The organism is Oleidesulfovibrio alaskensis DSM 16109 (assembly GCF_000482745.1).
Taxonomy (GTDB): Bacteria; Desulfobacterota; Desulfovibrionia; order Desulfovibrionales; family Desulfovibrionaceae; genus Oleidesulfovibrio; species Oleidesulfovibrio alaskensis.
In genome coordinates this window covers 363,269-379,333 of the sequence record NZ_KI519494.1, presented here as the reverse complement: position 1 = coordinate 379,333, position 16,065 = coordinate 363,269, and the positions used below count along the sequence as shown (strand labels likewise).

Sequence of the window (16,065 nt, the reverse complement as noted above, 5' to 3'; positions counted from 1 at the left end):
GCCGACGACATCGACGCCCTGCTGGAACAGGCTTCCGCCGGAACGCAGCAGAACGCGGCGGCTCCCGAAGCAGAAGACGCCGCTAACGGCGGCGGGGCTGACGACGATGCCGGTGCGCCCGACATCGACGATCTGGATGCGCTTATCGGGCAGGCTTCCGCCGGTGTCGAAGAACCTGAAGATACCGCACATCTTGATGAAATAGGTGCATTGATAGACGATATACAGCCGCCCGACACCCAGCCCGCCCAATCTGCAGCGCAGGAAGCTGCCGCCGGCAAGCAGGAAATGCCGCTGGACGATCTGGACGATGTGCTTGATCAGGTAATGGGCAGCGCACACGACGCAGCCCCGCAGGCAACCGTTGCGGCAGAGGAAGAAGGGGACGCCGCCCCCGCACAGCCTGCAGCTGAACAGCATAACGCAACAGCAGAAATGCCGTCCGGAACGGAAGAGGCTGGCCCGCAAGAGTCGAGAACAGAAGAGTCGGGAACAGAAGAGGCCGGCGCGGAACCGGCAGGCACCGTGACAACGGACACGGAGCTGCCCGAAGAAGTGATGCCTGAAGCCGTAGTGCCCGACACAGAAATGCCCGAAACAGGAATGCCCGGCACCGCCGGTTCCGAAGACATGCAGCCCGAAAATTTGCAGCCGCAGGATTCGCCGCCTGAAGAAACCGCATCAGACGAAGTGTTGCCACAGGATGAAGCCACCGGAGCAGCAAAGGATGATACCCCTGCTCATGATGCTGGTTCTGCCGCAGGACATGGCGAAACAGCAGGCGAAACCCGTCAGCCCCCCGCGGCTGAAGCCGAGGAACCGGAGCCAGAGCAGACGGCCGGACATGAGGCCGCCTCTCCCGCCGCAGCCCCTCTGCCCCAGCTCATGCTGCTTGAAGAACGCATAGCCGCGCTGGAAACAGCCGCGGCAGAGCCGGAAGTGCAGGAACCCGTGCAGGACGTCGTGGAGCGTCTGCTGGGCGAAGACAGTCCTGTTTTCCGCAGTCTGCTTGCCGCGGCAACGGAAAGCGCCGTGGCCGCTGTCCGCCCGCTTTACGAAGAACGTCTGGCCGCGCTTGAAGAGCAGCTGGCCCGCATGGACAAAGACGACGCAGCATTCGCCGCGCGACTGGATGAAATCGAACTTGCCGGCCGGCCCGACACCGAAGCCATAGTGCACACGGTTTCCGAACAGCTTTCGGCACAGCTGGAAGCCACTGCCAGCGAAGCCGCCGCCAAGGTTCTGCGCGAAGAAATAGCAGCGCTTGCCAGAGAACTGGAATAAGGGCGGCAACACAGATATCCCGACGCGGAACCGGCTCTGCCGGTTCCGCGTTATTGTATGCGCGGGGCGTCGCTGTTTCTCCTCGACGTTCATACCGCATAATGCTATAGAAGCCGCGAAAAACAGGGAGTGGCTTATCGGTTTCTTCCTCTTTTCCCCGCCCGGTTTTCACCTCGTAGGTCAAGACCATCCCCCACGGGCGGGTTTTTTTGATTTTTCACGCCGAGCACATCGCTGTGGAGGTTCCGATGGAAAAAATGCAGAAAGAAGCCCTGCAGGTAGCTAAAGAGATCATGGTCAAATTCATTGAGACAGGCCGCGTTTCTCCCAACAACTTCGGAGAAATGTTCCCCGCTGTATACAACGTGGTCTTTGAAACCATCTGCGCCGGCAGCAGCCAGCCCCAGCGCGAAAGCGCGGAATAATCCGTCGATGAAGCACACAGACAGTCAGGAACACGCCTGCAATGTTTCAGGCATGTTCGGCCGCATTGCAGGCTGCTACGATTTTCTCAATCATTTTCTGAGCGTCGGCATGGACTACTGGTGGCGTTACGAACTCGTGCGTCAGATAATACCCGGCCCCAGGGGGCGGGTGCTTGATCTGGCCGCGGGCACGTACGACGTTTCGCTGGAAATAAGACGACAGTACCCGCACATGCGGGTTGCCGCGCTGGATTACTGCCTGCCCATGCTGACCACGGGCAAAAAAAAGCTGCGCGGTCTCAAAGGCGCCGGAGTCTATCCCGCACAGGGCGACGGCAGGCATCTGCCACTCGCGGACAACAGCGTAGACTGCGCCACCATAGCCTTCGGCATACGCAACATCATTCCCCGTGAAGAGGCCTTCCGCGAAATTCTGCGGGTGCTGGTACCCGGCGGCAGGCTTTGTGTACTGGAATTCGGTTCAGGCAAAAACAAGGTGTGGAAAGGGCTGTACAATTTTTACCTGCAACACGCCCTGCCCCGCATCGGCAAAATTTTTTCAGGCGACGACAGCGCGTACCGCTATCTGGCCGACACCATCATCGCCTTTCCCGATGCGCGGGAACTGGCGCAGGAAATGCGTGACGCCGGTTTTGCACGGGTGCTTCACCGGCCGCTTACTTCGGGCATAGTCCAGCTGCATGTGGCGCAGAAGGCTAACCGGAAATGAAATAATAACGGGCCAGCGCCACAGCCCCGACGCCCAGCAGCATCATGACCAGACCGGTAATGCGCAGATGGGCGGTTCTGGTTTCCGCAAGGGCGCGCAGCACCGGCTTCAGGCGCTCGGCGCCAAGAAAAAAAGTAATGCCTTCGGCAAAAAGCCACAGGCCGACCGCAGCAGAAAGTAACTGTTTTGTGAATTCCATAAGGGCGTTCTTTTTCATACCGCGCCGTCCATGTCCAGCACGGGCTGCACGGACATTCCCGCGCGGCAGTGCAGGACAGACTCTGAACACCCCGACCGGACAATGCTTTTTTTTCGGAGAAAACCGCAATGATCAGGTTTGAAGAACTTACCGACGCAAATGCCGCCGTGGCCGTTGTGGGTCTCGGCTATGTTGGGCTGCCTCTTGCCGTGGCCTTAAGCGAACACTTCCGCGTGATCGGCTTTGACATTTCGCAACGCCGCGTGGATGCCCTCATCAAAGGTGAAGACGCCACAGGCGAAGTGGAAAATTCCCGGCTGGCGGCGTGCAAGGCAGAATTTACCGCAGACCCCGCGCGCATCGGTCAGGCGGACATTGTCATCGTGGCCGTGCCCACGCCCATCGACGGCAATCGCCGGCCCGATCTTTTTCCGGTGGAAAGCGCCTCGCGCACTGTGGGCCGCACCATGAAAAAAGGCTGCGTGGTGGTATACGAATCCACGGTATACCCCGGCCTTACCGAAGAAATCTGCGTGCCCATTCTTGAAAAAGAATCGGGCATGAAATTCGGCACCGACTTCACCGTGGGCTATTCGCCCGAGCGCATCAATCCGGGCGACAAAGTTCACACCCTCGAAACCATCGTCAAGGTTGTTTCCGGCAGCGATGAAGCCACGGCGGACCTGCTGCAGCGCATGTACGGCACAGTGGTCACCGCCGGAACATTCCGCGCATCCAGCATCCGCGTTGCCGAGGCAGCAAAGGTCATCGAAAACACCCAGAGAGACCTGAACATCGCCCTTATGAACGAACTGGCGCTGCTGTTCGACCGCATGGACATCGACACGCTGGAAGTGCTTGAAGCAGCCGGCACAAAATGGAATTTCCTGCCGTTCCGTCCCGGTCTCGTGGGCGGCCACTGCATCGGCGTCGACCCGTACTATCTCACCTTCAAGGCCGAAGCGCTGGGACACCACCCGCAGGTCATTCTTGCCGGACGCCGCATCAATGACGGCATGGGCAAATTCGTGGCCGAAACCTGCGTGAAAAAAATGATCCGCAAAGGCAACGTGGTGGCCGGTTCCCGCGTGGGCGTGCTGGGGCTTACCTTCAAGGAAAACGTACCCGACCTGCGCAACACCCGCGTGGTGGACGTGATTGACGAACTGCGCGACTACGGCGTGCATGTGCTGGTGCACGACCCGCAGGCCGACCCCGCGGAAGCCCACGAAGAATACGGCCTGACCCTGACCGGTCTGGACACCCTGCGCGAGCTGGATGCTGTTATTCTGGCCGTACCGCACGCGGAATACGACGCACTGCAGGCACAGGATATCCGCGGCTGGTTCCGCGATCCGCAAAAAGCCCTGCTGCTGGATATCAAAGGCGCAAAGTCGCCCGCCGCGTTCACTGACGCCGGTTTTGACTACTGGCGCCTGTAACGGCACCGTTTTGTTTGCGGCGCATATGCCCCCGCACACCGCCCCTTCGCTTTACAGGAGGGGCGGTGCACTATAAAAGCACCGGAACTGCAACCCGTTATACCTACCACCAGATGACGCTGATTATTACCACCGCCACCACCAGAGAAATGGAAGCCGTCCTTAAAGGGTTCAACGGCAGGGGCCGCGTAGGCTGCGTGCTGCCCCGTCAGGGTGAAGTATGCGCATCGCCCGTCAACGAACGTCAGTGTCTGCTGGCCGTGACCGGTGTGGGACCGGTGAATGCGGCCTTTACACTGGGCCGGCTGCTGGGCGAACACCGCAACATCGACGGGGTTATCTCGCTGGGTATAGCAGGCACATTTGACCCGGATGCCGCCCCGCTGGGCAGCACTGTGCTGGCCACGCGTGAAACATGGGCCGATTACGGCCTGTATACGGCACAGGGGGTCGACCCCATGGGAATCGGGTTCGGCCAGACGGACGATGCCGTCAATCCGGTCTGGAACAGTATAGAGCTGAACCCCGCGCCGGTACTGGCCGTGCTGCAGCTGACCCCGCCGCCCCTTTGCCGCACGGGCGGCAGCCTGACGGTGGCCGCCGCCAGCGGTACGGCGGAACGCGCCTGCGCCATGCGGCAGACGCATCATGCCCTGACAGAAAATATGGAAGGCTTTGCGCTGGCGCTCGGCTGTCTGCGGCAGGGTGTGCCTTTTCTGGAACTGCGCACGGTTTCCAATGTGGTCGGTTCGCGCGCAGCGCATGACTGGGCCGTGGACGATGCATTCGCCTCGCTGGGGCAGGCCGCCCGCGCCCTGTTTGTCTGACAAAGATACACTTGCCTAGCGGCTTGAAAAACGGAACAATACGGCTCATGCAAGAACTTCTGGAATATCTGGGCGCCATCCAGCCCAAAGTGAATGAGACTCTGGCCGCGGAAACCGGCACTCTGAACACCATGGTGCAACCTGTGGCCACTCATGTGCTGAGCGCCGGCGGCAAACGCCTGCGGCCGCTGCTGGCCATACTTTTTGCCCGTGCCCTGGGCCGCGGCGGCGACGATATATACCCGCTGGCCTGTTCCGTCGAGCTGCTGCACTCGGCCACACTGCTGCACGACGACATCATAGACGACGCCGCGCTGCGCCGTGGTCTGCCCGCCGCGCACACACTTTTCGGCAGCACCAGAACCATCCTTGCAGGCGATGCGCTGCTGGCCCTCGCCAACCTCATTGTTTCGCGTTATGGTGATACGAGGCTTACCGAATGCATCGCACGGGCCATCATTGAAACAGCCACCGGTGAAATTGCCGAAATCGAATACCTGCGCAGCACAGGCCACCCGCAGGAAACATATATAGAAATTATCAAAGGCAAAACCGCGTGGATGATTCAGGCTTCCTGTCAGCTGGGTGCCATTGCGGCCGGTGCCACGGAGCAGCAGGAGCAGGCAGCCTGCGACTTCGGCATGAATCTGGGCATAGCCTTCCAGATAGTGGATGATGCGCTGGACTTTTCACCTTCTGCCGGAGAAACCGGCAAGCCGGTGGCCGGCGACCTGCGCGAAGGCAAGCTTACCCCGCCGCTGCACATGTATCTGGAAAGGCTGGAAGGCGCCGACCGGCAGGAGTTTCTGCACAAATTCACCACCGGCACCTTTTCCGATGCCGATGTGGACAACGTGGCAAGAGCGGTGCGCGGACAGGGGCTGGACAAAGCCACCAGAGACCTTGCCGACACCTATCTGAAAAAAGCCGCAGAGGCACTGCACATGCTGGACGAAAGCAGGGAAAAAACCGTGCTCAGGCAAACGGTGGATTATGTGAAAAACCGCAGCAGGTAGGAAGGCCCATGACCACGCAAGAAGCAGCTGACCGCAGTAAGACCATGGAGTGGTACTCCGAGTGTCTTCAGCTCACGTTTCCCCCTGTGATGGTCAAACTGCTGCAGGCGCTTGCCCAGCCGGAGCCCGATTTTTCTGTCATCGCCGAGCTGCTGGCCATGGATCCGGTTCTTGCGGCCACCATTCTGGAACTGGTCAACTCACCCTACTACGGGCAGCGCAATCCCGTGTCCGACATGCAGCGGGCCGTAGTGGTACTCGGCTCGCGGGAAATTCTCAAAATAGCCCTGTCCATAGCCTACCAGCAGCGCGTGACCGGCGCACTGCACCGCAAACCAACCGAACTTTTTCCCGACTGGCGCATGGCACTGTGGAGCGCCATTGCCGCAGAAAAACTGTCGGCCCAGCTGGCACCCGGCGACGAGGCTCTGGCCTATCTTGCCGCACTGCTCAAAGATCTGGGAATTTTTATCAGACAGTGCACCCGCAGTTCAGACCCCGTGCTTGCCCGCCGCCGTTATCTGACGGAATATTCCCGCGCCCACGCCACATCCGAACAGGTCCACTGGGGCAAAGAGCATCAGGAGCTTTCCGCAGAACTGTTCAGCACATGGAACATGCCGCAACGCTTTGTCGACGCGGTGCGCCACCATCATGCCCCGGCGCTTAACGGGCTGGACCCCTTCACGTTGTGCGTCGCGCTTGCCACCCGCTGGGCCGAACTGCTGCAGACCGGACAGGGCGATCATGCGGAACTCATCCGCCATGAAATGCTGATGGCCGGGCTGCTGCAGCTTGACGGGCCGGGTATGGAAGCGCTGCGCGCCGACTGTGCCACCCGCTTCCGCGTTCTGCTCAGCTCTCTGGGCATAGAAGACGCCCCGCTTTCCGACAGACTCTACACCCAGACGCTTGAAGACATTCAGCGCTTTCATTTTCTGAGCACAGAACTGCAGCGCGCCGCCTCGTACGAAGAAGCCGTCAAAATGACCGGCAGACAGCTGCACTGGCTGTGGAACATGAAGAAATGGGAAGTGGCTCTGCGCGATCCTTCCGTAAACAGATATGTGCTTTTCCGTCCTGTGCCCGAACAGGGTGTGCAGCCCGTTGCCAGCAGTGCCGAGGTTGACGCCCTGCCGTGGAGCAGAGGCGGTGTGCGCCTGCCGCTGGCTGCCGAGGGTGACGTGTACGGCAGCATGAACGTGCCGCGCAGCAAAACCAGACTGCAGGAAGAAGGCAGCCTGGCCGTATACGCCAGATTTCTCTCAAAAGGGCTGGAAATATTCTATACGGAACAGAGCGGACTGCGCAGTAAAGCCCGTCTGCTTGATTCGCTGCCCAACATGGTGGCGCAGGTGGACGCCACAGGCATCATACGCGAAGCCAACACGGCCTTTCTTGCACTTGCCGGGCAGGACAGCGACCCGCGCGGGCATGCTTTAAGCGACGTGCTGCGCAATGCATACGGCATTGAGACCGAATCAGTATGGCGGCAGATCACGGCGGAAACACAAAACAATGCCGCAAACAAAATTTTTACATACTGCACCACGCAGGGAGCAGCCCGTACCTGCGCTCTGCTCAGCATCTTCCGCAACCTGCCTGAGCAGGGGGCATTTCTGGTACGTATCGAAGACATAACACAGGTTTCCGCACTGGAAGCCGAAGTGCTGGAACAAAATGACTTTCTGAGCAGCCTCATGGAGGCCATGCAGGAGGTTGTATTCACCGTCGACGCCACCGGCAGAGTGCTGTGGACCAGCTCGGACATGCTGCTGCAGGCCGGTACCATGCTGTTTGACATCGCCGCCGCCACAACGCCCGGTGCCGCGTGGGGGGCCGATCATCTGCCTGTGCAGCGGCAGGCGGACACTGCGGAACAGCAGACGGCACACCCGCAGGAAAAACAGACGCCCGTACCGGTGGAAGTCGCCATAAAACTGCCCGACGGCAGCAGCGCACTGTACGAGCTTTCAGTCTCGCCGCTCAAAACGCGGGCGGAAACAGCGCGCTGGATCATCGTGGGGCGCGATCTGACCAGCATCCGGCGCATGGAAGAAAAAATGCGCATGCAGGCAGTGTTTGACGGCCTCACAGGGCTTTTCAATCATACGCATTTTCACATGCTGCTCGACAGAGAAATAGCCCGCTGCCATCGCACACGGCATCCTCTGGCACTTATCTTCCTTGATCTGGACGGGTTCAAAGCCATCAACGACACGCAAGGGCACCGCGAAGGCGACAGAATACTGCGTCAGGTTTCCAACGCCCTGCGCTCCTGCATACGCAAAGGAACTGATTTTGCCTGCCGCTACGGCGGCGACGAATTTACCGTCATCGTGACGGAATTCAAAGAAGACGCGCTACCCGCCATGTCCGCCCGCATACTGGACGCCATTGAATCGGGCACATCAGGTGCTGTAAGCGCCAGTGTGGGGGTTGCCCTTCTGCAATCGCAGGATTCTGCGGAAAGTCTTGTCCAGCGGGCCGACACCGCAAGCTACGCCGCAAAAAAAGCCGGAGGACGGCAGGTTGCTCAAGCCCCCCTGCATCCCGGTTCCGCATGACAGAACACAGCGCCGCCCACCCCCCGCACGGGGCTGCGCCTCTTTTTTTGTCCGCAGGGCCGCAGTGCCCCGCGGCGCAACATTCTGTTTTTACCCTTTGCAAACGCCGCGTTTGCCATTAAGGAAAGCCCAACCCGACCACCGCAATACCGCAGGAGTCTTTCATGCTACGCCGCATTGAAGTTGGTCTGCGACCCCATGTCGCGGACACCGTGGGCCGCAAGGTCTGCAACAAAATTGCCGAATCTCTGGATATCACTCCCGAGTCCGTGCAGATAGTCAAAGTGTTCACCATTGACGGGCTTTCGGAGCAGCAGCTTGACGAAGTGCTGAAACAGGGAGCTCTGCACGACCCCGTTCTGCAGGAGGCATCTGCCGCCCCCGCCGCGGGCGATGCCGACTGGTATCTGGAAGTGGGCCTGCGCCCGGGCGTGACGGACAACGAAGGCCGCACCGCCCGCGAAACCATTGCCATTGTGCTGGGCATCAGCGACCGTCGCTCGGTCAACGTGTATGTGGCCAACCAGTACCGCATCAGCGGCGATCTTTCGCGCGATGATGTGGAACGCATAGGACGCGATCTGCTTGCCAACGAACTCATCCAGCGCTTTTCCGTCAAAAGCCGCGCCCAGTGGCAAGCCGAGCCGGGCTTTCCCGCCGCTGCCGCGCAGGTACTGGGACAGGCCTGCGACGAAGTGGCCTTTATCCCGCTGGACACCATGGACGACGCGGCCATGGCCGCTTTCAGCCGCGACAACACGCTGGCTCTCAGTCTGGAAGAAATGCACTGCATACGCGACCATTACGCGCAACCGGACGTAAAAGCCGCCCGCGAAAAAATGGGCCTGCCCGCACGTCCCACCGATGCCGAAGTGGAAGCGCTTGCCCAGACATGGTCCGAACACTGCAAGCATAAGATTTTCTCTGCACGCATCCGGTACCGCAACGAAGAAACCGGCACCGGCGAGACCATCAACAGCCTGTACAAAACCTGTATTCAGGGTTCCACAAGCCTGCTGCGCAAACGCATGGGCAAAAAAGACTTCTGCCTTTCCGTTTTCAAGGACAACGCAGGTGTCATATCCTTTACGGACACGCACAGCGTCTGCATAAAGGTGGAAACCCACAACTCGCCCTCGGCGCTTGACCCCTACGGCGGAGCGCTTACCGGCATTGTGGGCGTAAACCGCGACCCCATGGGCACCGGCATGGGCGCCAACATGGTGTGCAACACCGATGTGTTCTGTTTTGCCTCGCCCTTTTATGAAGAAAAACTGCCCCCCCGCCTGCTGCATCCGCGCCGCGTGCTTGAAGGCGTGCGCGAAGGTGTGGAGCACGGCGGCAACAAATCCGGTGTTCCCACGGTAAACGGCTCCATTGTGTTCCACGACAGGTACCTGGGAAAACCGCTGGTCTACTGCGGTACAGTGGGCATGATTCCGGCCACGGTGGCGGGCAGACCCGGTCACGAAAAAAAGGCTCTGCCGGGCGATATCGTGGTGATGGCCGGCGGACGCATAGGCAAGGACGGCATCCACGGCGCCACGTTCTCGTCCGAGGAACTGCACGAAGGCTCTCCCGCCACGGCAGTACAGATCGGTGACCCCATCACACAGCGCAAAACGTATGATTTCATCATGCGCGCACGGGACAAAGGCCTGTACAACGCCATTACAGACAACGGTGCCGGAGGGCTTTCCTCTTCCGTGGGCGAAATGGCCGAAGACACCGGCGGCTGCCGCATAGACGTTTCGCGCGCACCGCTCAAATATGACGGACTGCGCCCGTGGGAAATCCTGCTTTCCGAAGCGCAGGAACGGATGACGCTGGCCGTACCGCCTGCAAAAATAGAAGAGTTTCTTGCCCTTGCACGCGAAATGGACGTTGAGGCCACAGCACTGGGCGAATTCACTGACTCCGGCTACTTTCATGTGACCTACGGCGAAAAGCCGGTGGCCTACCTTTCCATGGAGTTCCTGCATGACGGTGTTCCGCAGATGCAGCTTGACGCCGTGTGGGAACGCCCGCAGCTGTCGGCACCGGCCATAGACGTGGACGACGCCCATCAGGGCAGCCTGCTTAAAACAATGCTGGGACGGCTGAACATCTGCTCCAAAGAGTACGTCATCCGCCAGTACGACCACGAAGTAAAGGGCGGCAGCGTCGTCAAACCGCTGGTGGGCGTTCTGCGTGACGGCCCCGCCGATGCGGGCGTCATGCGCCCCCTGCTGGAAAACGAGGCAGGCATAGTGCTCTCGCACGGCATCTGCCCCAAATTCAGCGATATCGACACCTACTGGATGATGGCCAACGCCATTGACGAAGCGGTGCGCAACGCGGTTGCAGTGGGCGGCAACATTGATCATATGGCCGGTGTGGACAACTTCTGCTGGTGCGACCCCGTGCAGTCGGAAAAAACTCCCGACGGCCGGTACAAGCTGGCGCAGCTGGTACGCGCCAACAAAGCTCTGGCCCATTTCTGTCAGGCCTACGGCGTACCCTGCATATCCGGCAAAGATTCCATGAAAAATGACTACACCGGCGGCGGTACCAAAATATCCATTCCGCCCACGGTGCTGTTCTCCGTTCTGGGGGTCATCCCCGATGTGAACAAAACAGTCACTTCCGACTTCAAACAAGCCGGAGACGGCATATACCTGCTGGGTGTCACCCGCCGCGAACTGGGCGGATCGGAACTGGCAGACGAGCTGGGCATTCTTTCCGCCGATGTGCCGCATGTGGACGCCGTTCCGGCACTCCTGCGCTACCGCACGCTGTACAAAGCCATCGGTGCCGGACTTGTTTCCGGCTGTCACGACCTGTCCGACGGCGGTCTGGCTGTGGCTGTGGCCGAAATGGCTCTGGCAGGACGCACGGGCGCCGATGTCAACCTGAACGCAGTGGCTCTTGCAGGCAGCCTGAACAAGGCTGAAGTGCTCTACTCCGAATCGGCATCGCGCCTGCTGGTCACCGTGCCAGCAGCACAGCAGAACGCCTTTGAGCAGATGTTCAAAGGTCAGCACTGCACCCGTATCGGACAGGTGACCGCACACGATTCCCTGCGCGTGCTCTCCGGAGACTCCGTACTGCTTGCCGAACCTGTGGAAGAACTGGCGCGCAGCTTTAAAGGCACGCTGAACTTCTAGTATTCAGGCACCGCCGCGGTACCGCGGTGTTGCGTCTTTCCGGCGGCCGCCTTTTTGTACTCAACGGCAAAAAGGCGGCCGTCCTTTTTCGGGTGCACGGCAGTACGGTGCCTGCCGCGCGCACGCCCGCGGCTGCTGCGGTGCGGCTGCCGCAACACAACGCAACATCTTTTTCTTCTGGACAAAATTCACAGAGGACTTATCACTAAAAAGTCAGAAAGGGGCTTGAACTGATGTTCGGAAACGAGTACTGTTACAGGTAATGTCACGTATAGCCGGTAACGCGGGCCCGTGCTCCGCACCGGAATGTCCGCGTTGCCTGATGATCCTGAAGTACACGGTAATAAGCACCAAAATTAACGGGAGGCCCAAATGCCTAACATGCTCGAAATCTACAAGTGCAATCACTGCGGCAACATGGTTGAAGTTATGGCAGGCGGCGGCGCACCGCTGGTCTGCTGTGGCGAAGAAATGGAACTGCAGGTGGAAGGCACCGTTGACGCCGCCAAGGAAAAGCACGTCCCCGTCATTGAAAAGACCGCGAACGGCTTCCTTGTGAAAGTGGGCGCCGTCGAGCATCCCATGACAGACAAGCACTGGATTCAGTGGATAGAGCTGATCGCCGACGGCCGCAGCTACACCAAATTCCTGAACCCCGGCGAAACCCCCGAAGCCGAATTCTGTATCAAGGCTGACAAAGTGACCGCACGCGAGTACTGCAACCTGCACGGCCACTGGAAAACCGAACTGTAATACCACTCAACACGTGTAAAGGATGAGAACAATGCAGAAATACGTTTGCAACATCTGCGGCTACGAATACGACCCCGCCGAAGGCGATCCCGACAACGGCGTAGCTCCCGGCACCGCATGGGAAGATGTTCCTTCTGACTGGCTGTGCCCCGTGTGTGGCGCGCCCAAAAGCGAATTCGAACCTGCATAAGGTTCTTTTGCGCCCCTCCCGCATACGGCGGGAGGGGCGTTTTACGGCCTCCCGCATAGCAGAACGCCGCAGCGCCCTTGCCCGTGCTGCCTTTTTTTTTTATGACGGCCTCAGGAAATTATGCAAGCTGCACGCATTATCAGCAGCAAAACACATACACAGGACGAAACAATGAAAGCACTGGAAATAAAAAAGGACGTGTTCTGGGTAGGCGCGGTGGATTACGACAGCCGCGACTTTCACGGATATTCGCTGTCGCCGCAGGGCACCACATACAATGCCTACGTGGTTAAAGACGAAAAAACCGTTCTTTTCGACAACGTGAAAGAAGGCTTTCTGCCCACCATGCTGTGCCGCCTGTCTCAGGTGACCGAGCTGGAAAAGATAGACTACATTGTCTGCAACCACCTTGAGCCCGACCATGCCGGTTGCCTGCCCGAACTCATCGAACGCTGCAAGCCCGAAAAAATTTACTGCTCGCCCATGGGCAAACGTTCCATGGAAGCGCACTTCGACACCACCGGCTGGCCCGTGGAAGTGGTTAAAACAGGCGATTCCATCAATATCGGCAAGCGTGACATCCAGTTTGTGGAAACCCGCATGCTGCACTGGCCTGATTCCATGGTGTCCTACATTCCGCAGGACAAGCTGCTCATCTGCAACGACGCCTTCGGCCAGAACATAGCCTGCACCGAACGGTTCGCCGATGAAATCGACCGTGCCCATCTGGCCCATGCCATGAAGGAATATTACCACAACATCGTGCTGCCTTTCTCGCCCATTGTCATCAAGACACTGGACCTGCTGGCCGAACTGAAGCTGGACATAGACATGCTGGCCCCCGACCACGGTCTTATTTTCCGCGGCGAAGACGTGCAGTATGCACTGGACTCGTACCGCAGCTTTGCCCAGCAGAAGCCCCGCAAACGGGCTGTAATCGTATTTGACACCATGTGGCATTCCACCGAGAAAATGGCCCGCGCCATTGCCGACGGGCTGGAAGCCGAAGGAGTGCCTGCCCGCCTGATGTGGCTGAAGGCCAACCACCACAGCGCCGTGATGACAGAACTGGCAGACTGCGGCGCCGTAATTGTCGGCTCGCCCACCCACAACAACGGCATTATGCCCAACGTGGCAAAAATGCTCACCTACATGAAAGGGCTGCGTCCGCAGAACAAGGTGGCCGCAGCGTTCGGTTCGTTCGGCTGGTCCGGTGAATCCGTCAAAAACATCACCGGATGGCTGGAAGACATGGGCTTTGAAGTGCCCGCTGAAGGCGTGAAGTGCAAACATGTGCCCAAGCACGAAACGTATGAAGAATGCTACAATCTTGGCAAGGCAGTCGCTCAGGCGCTCAAGGCCAAGTGCGAAGCCTAGACCGGCCCTGACGCCCCTGCCCTGCAGGGGCGTTTTTCTTTACTTTTTTACCTCAAAGCCCCGCAGCCTCCGGTACCGCATCTGCAGGCCGTGCAGGCCGCCAGATAACAGAAGGCCCGGAGGCGGGGTCTCGTCTCTCAAACGCCAGCCCTTAGCCTGCCCGCACCGCCGGCGCCACCGCATCAGCGCATCACACGCACGTTCAGATCATGTGTCGGCCTGCACCGCCCTTGCGTGCAGGCAGACAGCACGCACCGTCACGGGCTGTCAGCGTGCAGGCTGCGCAGCCACTTTACCCCCGCGCACAGTTGGCGTACCATTGTCAGCAATCGCTGACTTCATACCGCCGCACCGGCCAAGGACCATACCCGTGACCGCCCCGCTCACCATACCGTGCGAAACCATCATGCAGTCCATTGCGGACGGTGTTTTCACGGTTGATCTTCAGTGGAACATCACTTTTTTCAATTCCGCAGCGGAATCCATAACCGGTATCCGCGCGCAGGAGGCCGTGGGCCGTAAATGCTGGGAAGTTCTGCGCTCCAGCCTGTGCGACGGGCAATGTGCGCTTGATGCCTGCATGCACCGCAATGTCAACGTGTCGGGCAAGTCCATTTTCATCGTCCGCAGCGACGGTACCCGTGTGCCCATATCCATCAGTGCCGCCCCGCTGCGCGACCCGCAGGGAGAACTTATCGGCGGGGTAGAAACATTCCGCGATCTTTCTGAAGTGACTCTGCTGCGCAAGGAAATGCAGAGCCAGTACGGCATTGAGGACATAGTAGGCAAAAGTCCGGCACTTTCGCGGATTTTTGCCATTCTGCCCCCCGTGGCACGCAGCGGCAGCAGCGTGCTGCTGACCGGAGAATCCGGCACCGGCAAAGAACTGTTCGCCCGCGCACTGCACAACCACAGCGAACGGGCACAGCAGCCCTTCATTGCGGTAAACTGCGCGGCACTGCCTCCGGCGTTGCTCGAATCTGAACTGTTCGGCTACAAAAAAGGCGCATTTACCGATGCGCGCAAGGACAAACCCGGCAGGCTGGCGCTGGCACACGGCGGAACGCTTTTTCTGGATGAAATAGGAGACATGCCTCTGCCGCTGCAGGCAAAACTGCTGCGCGTGCTGCAGGAGAAAAAATTTGATCCTCTGGGGGGCATTGCACCGGAAGAAGCCGACGTTCGCATAATCGCCGCCACCAACAGCAATATGGAACAACTTGTTGAACAGGGCGGCTTCCGGCGTGACCTGTATTTCAGGCTGAATGTAGTGCGCATGGAACTGCCCGCCCTGCGTGAACGGCGCAGCGATATCCCCCTTCTGGCCGCCCATTTCGTGCAGCGGTTCAATACCCTGCAGAACAAACAGGTTCAGGGACTGTCCGAAGACGTTCTGGCCACCCTCATGCGGCACGAATTTTCCGGCAACGTACGCGAGCTGGAAAACATTATCGAATACGCATTCATTCTCTGCTCCTCCGGATTCATCCAGATGGAGCACCTGCCTGATTACCTGCAGCACGGCACCGCGGCTTCGGGCGGTATCGGGCCTGACAGCGCGGCACACCCCGCCCCGCGTACCCCCGGCACGACAAGCTCGCTGCCCCCCGCTGCATCCGCTCCCGACAGTGTAAACGGCGCGCACCGGCATGCGGCCTTCCCGCCATCCGTCCCGCAGGAGGCGCTTACACCGCAGAACGCCGCTGACCGGACCATGACCATGCGGGACATAAAAAAGCAGGCTGTGCTGCAGGCGCTGGCACGGCACGGAGGACGGCGCATGGCCGCCTGCCGCGACCTTGATATCAGCAAAGACACGCTGCGCCGCATTCTGAACCAGCCTGACAAGGCGTAAAACGCGCCTGAAGCGCTCCGCATGGGGCGTATTATACGCCATCACAGGGCGCGTTTCGCGCCCGAAAATCTGCTGCCGCCTTCCACACAAACACACAAGCTGCTGTTATAAAACAACTATAACAAGTCGGCATCATTCCTGCCTAATACAGTGCAGGCGCCAGCACCTGCGGCAATGACGCTGCAGCCCTATGCGCCCGTACTGGTTATGATTGCACTCGCTGTATATGGCCCCCGTCTGGCCGCATTGTTCGA

The 16,065-nt window shown here is 59.5% G+C and carries 13 protein-coding genes; 12 read left to right on the top strand and 1 reads right to left on the bottom strand.

Annotated elements, in window-relative coordinates:
* The 3 genes from H586_RS20850 to H586_RS0113730 all read left to right on the top strand — a co-directional run.
* Positions 1 to 1,284 (top strand): hypothetical protein (locus H586_RS20850; protein ID WP_027182346.1); only part of this gene is annotated, 1,284 nt, incomplete at its 5' end.
* Positions 1,285 to 1,532: 248 nt separating this feature from the next.
* Positions 1,533 to 1,709: a hypothetical protein gene (locus tag H586_RS20905; protein WP_011368932.1), complete on the top strand. Its 177-nt coding sequence runs from the start codon at positions 1,533 to 1,535 to the stop codon at positions 1,707 to 1,709.
* Between the two features lie 7 nt (positions 1,710 to 1,716).
* On the top strand, positions 1,717 to 2,439 hold the full coding sequence (locus H586_RS0113730) for a ubiquinone/menaquinone biosynthesis methyltransferase (RefSeq protein ID WP_027182345.1): 723 nt from the start codon (positions 1,717 to 1,719) through the stop codon (positions 2,437 to 2,439).
* Here H586_RS0113730 and H586_RS0113725 read toward each other — a convergent pair.
* Positions 2,426 to 2,656 carry a DUF2065 domain-containing protein gene (locus tag H586_RS0113725; RefSeq protein WP_011368934.1) on the bottom strand — a complete coding sequence of 77 codons (231 nt, stop codon included), beginning with the start codon at positions 2,654 to 2,656 and terminating at the stop codon, positions 2,426 to 2,428. The genes H586_RS0113730 and H586_RS0113725 overlap by 14 nt on opposite strands.
* Before the next feature lie 110 nt (positions 2,657 to 2,766).
* On the opposite strand from H586_RS0113725, the gene H586_RS0113720 reads away from it, so the two are divergent.
* The 9 genes from H586_RS0113720 (at position 2,767) to H586_RS0113675 (ending at position 15,811) form a co-directional block, all read left to right on the top strand.
* A complete protein-coding gene (locus tag H586_RS0113720; protein WP_011368935.1) occupies positions 2,767 to 4,080 on the top strand; it encodes a nucleotide sugar dehydrogenase in 1,314 nt (437 codons plus the stop codon).
* Between the two features lie 65 nt (positions 4,081 to 4,145).
* Complete coding sequence (mqnB, locus tag H586_RS0113715; protein ID WP_234702969.1) at positions 4,146 to 4,907, top strand: futalosine hydrolase; 762 nt, start codon at positions 4,146 to 4,148, stop codon at positions 4,905 to 4,907.
* Between the two features lie 47 nt (positions 4,908 to 4,954).
* Complete coding sequence (locus tag H586_RS0113710; RefSeq protein WP_027182342.1) at positions 4,955 to 5,923, top strand: polyprenyl synthetase family protein; 969 nt, start codon at positions 4,955 to 4,957, stop codon at positions 5,921 to 5,923.
* 8 nt (positions 5,924 to 5,931) lie between these two features.
* Entirely contained in the window at positions 5,932 to 8,490 is a 2,559-nt protein-coding gene (locus tag H586_RS0113705; RefSeq protein WP_051364029.1) for an HDOD domain-containing protein, read from the top strand.
* 164 nt (positions 8,491 to 8,654) lie between these two features.
* On the top strand, positions 8,655 to 11,636 hold the full coding sequence (locus H586_RS0113700) for an AIR synthase-related protein (RefSeq protein WP_027182340.1): 2,982 nt from the start codon (positions 8,655 to 8,657) through the stop codon (positions 11,634 to 11,636).
* A 372-nt stretch (positions 11,637 to 12,008) separates the two neighbouring features.
* Entirely contained in the window at positions 12,009 to 12,389 is a 381-nt protein-coding gene (locus tag H586_RS0113690; RefSeq protein ID WP_011368940.1) for a desulfoferrodoxin, read from the top strand.
* Positions 12,390 to 12,420: 31 nt separating this feature from the next.
* Positions 12,421 to 12,579: a rubredoxin gene (gene rd, locus H586_RS0113685; RefSeq protein ID WP_011368941.1), complete on the top strand. Its 159-nt coding sequence runs from the start codon at positions 12,421 to 12,423 to the stop codon at positions 12,577 to 12,579.
* A 171-nt stretch (positions 12,580 to 12,750) separates the two neighbouring features.
* The gene (locus tag H586_RS0113680; protein ID WP_011368942.1) at positions 12,751 to 13,956 is read left to right on the top strand and encodes an FprA family A-type flavoprotein; all 1,206 of its coding nucleotides are present in this window, start codon (positions 12,751 to 12,753) and stop codon (positions 13,954 to 13,956) included.
* Between the two features lie 370 nt (positions 13,957 to 14,326).
* Positions 14,327 to 15,811, top strand: a complete 1,485-nt coding sequence (locus H586_RS0113675) for a sigma-54 interaction domain-containing protein (RefSeq protein ID WP_027182339.1) — start codon at positions 14,327 to 14,329, stop codon at positions 15,809 to 15,811.
* Positions 15,812 to 16,065 lie beyond the last annotated feature (254 nt).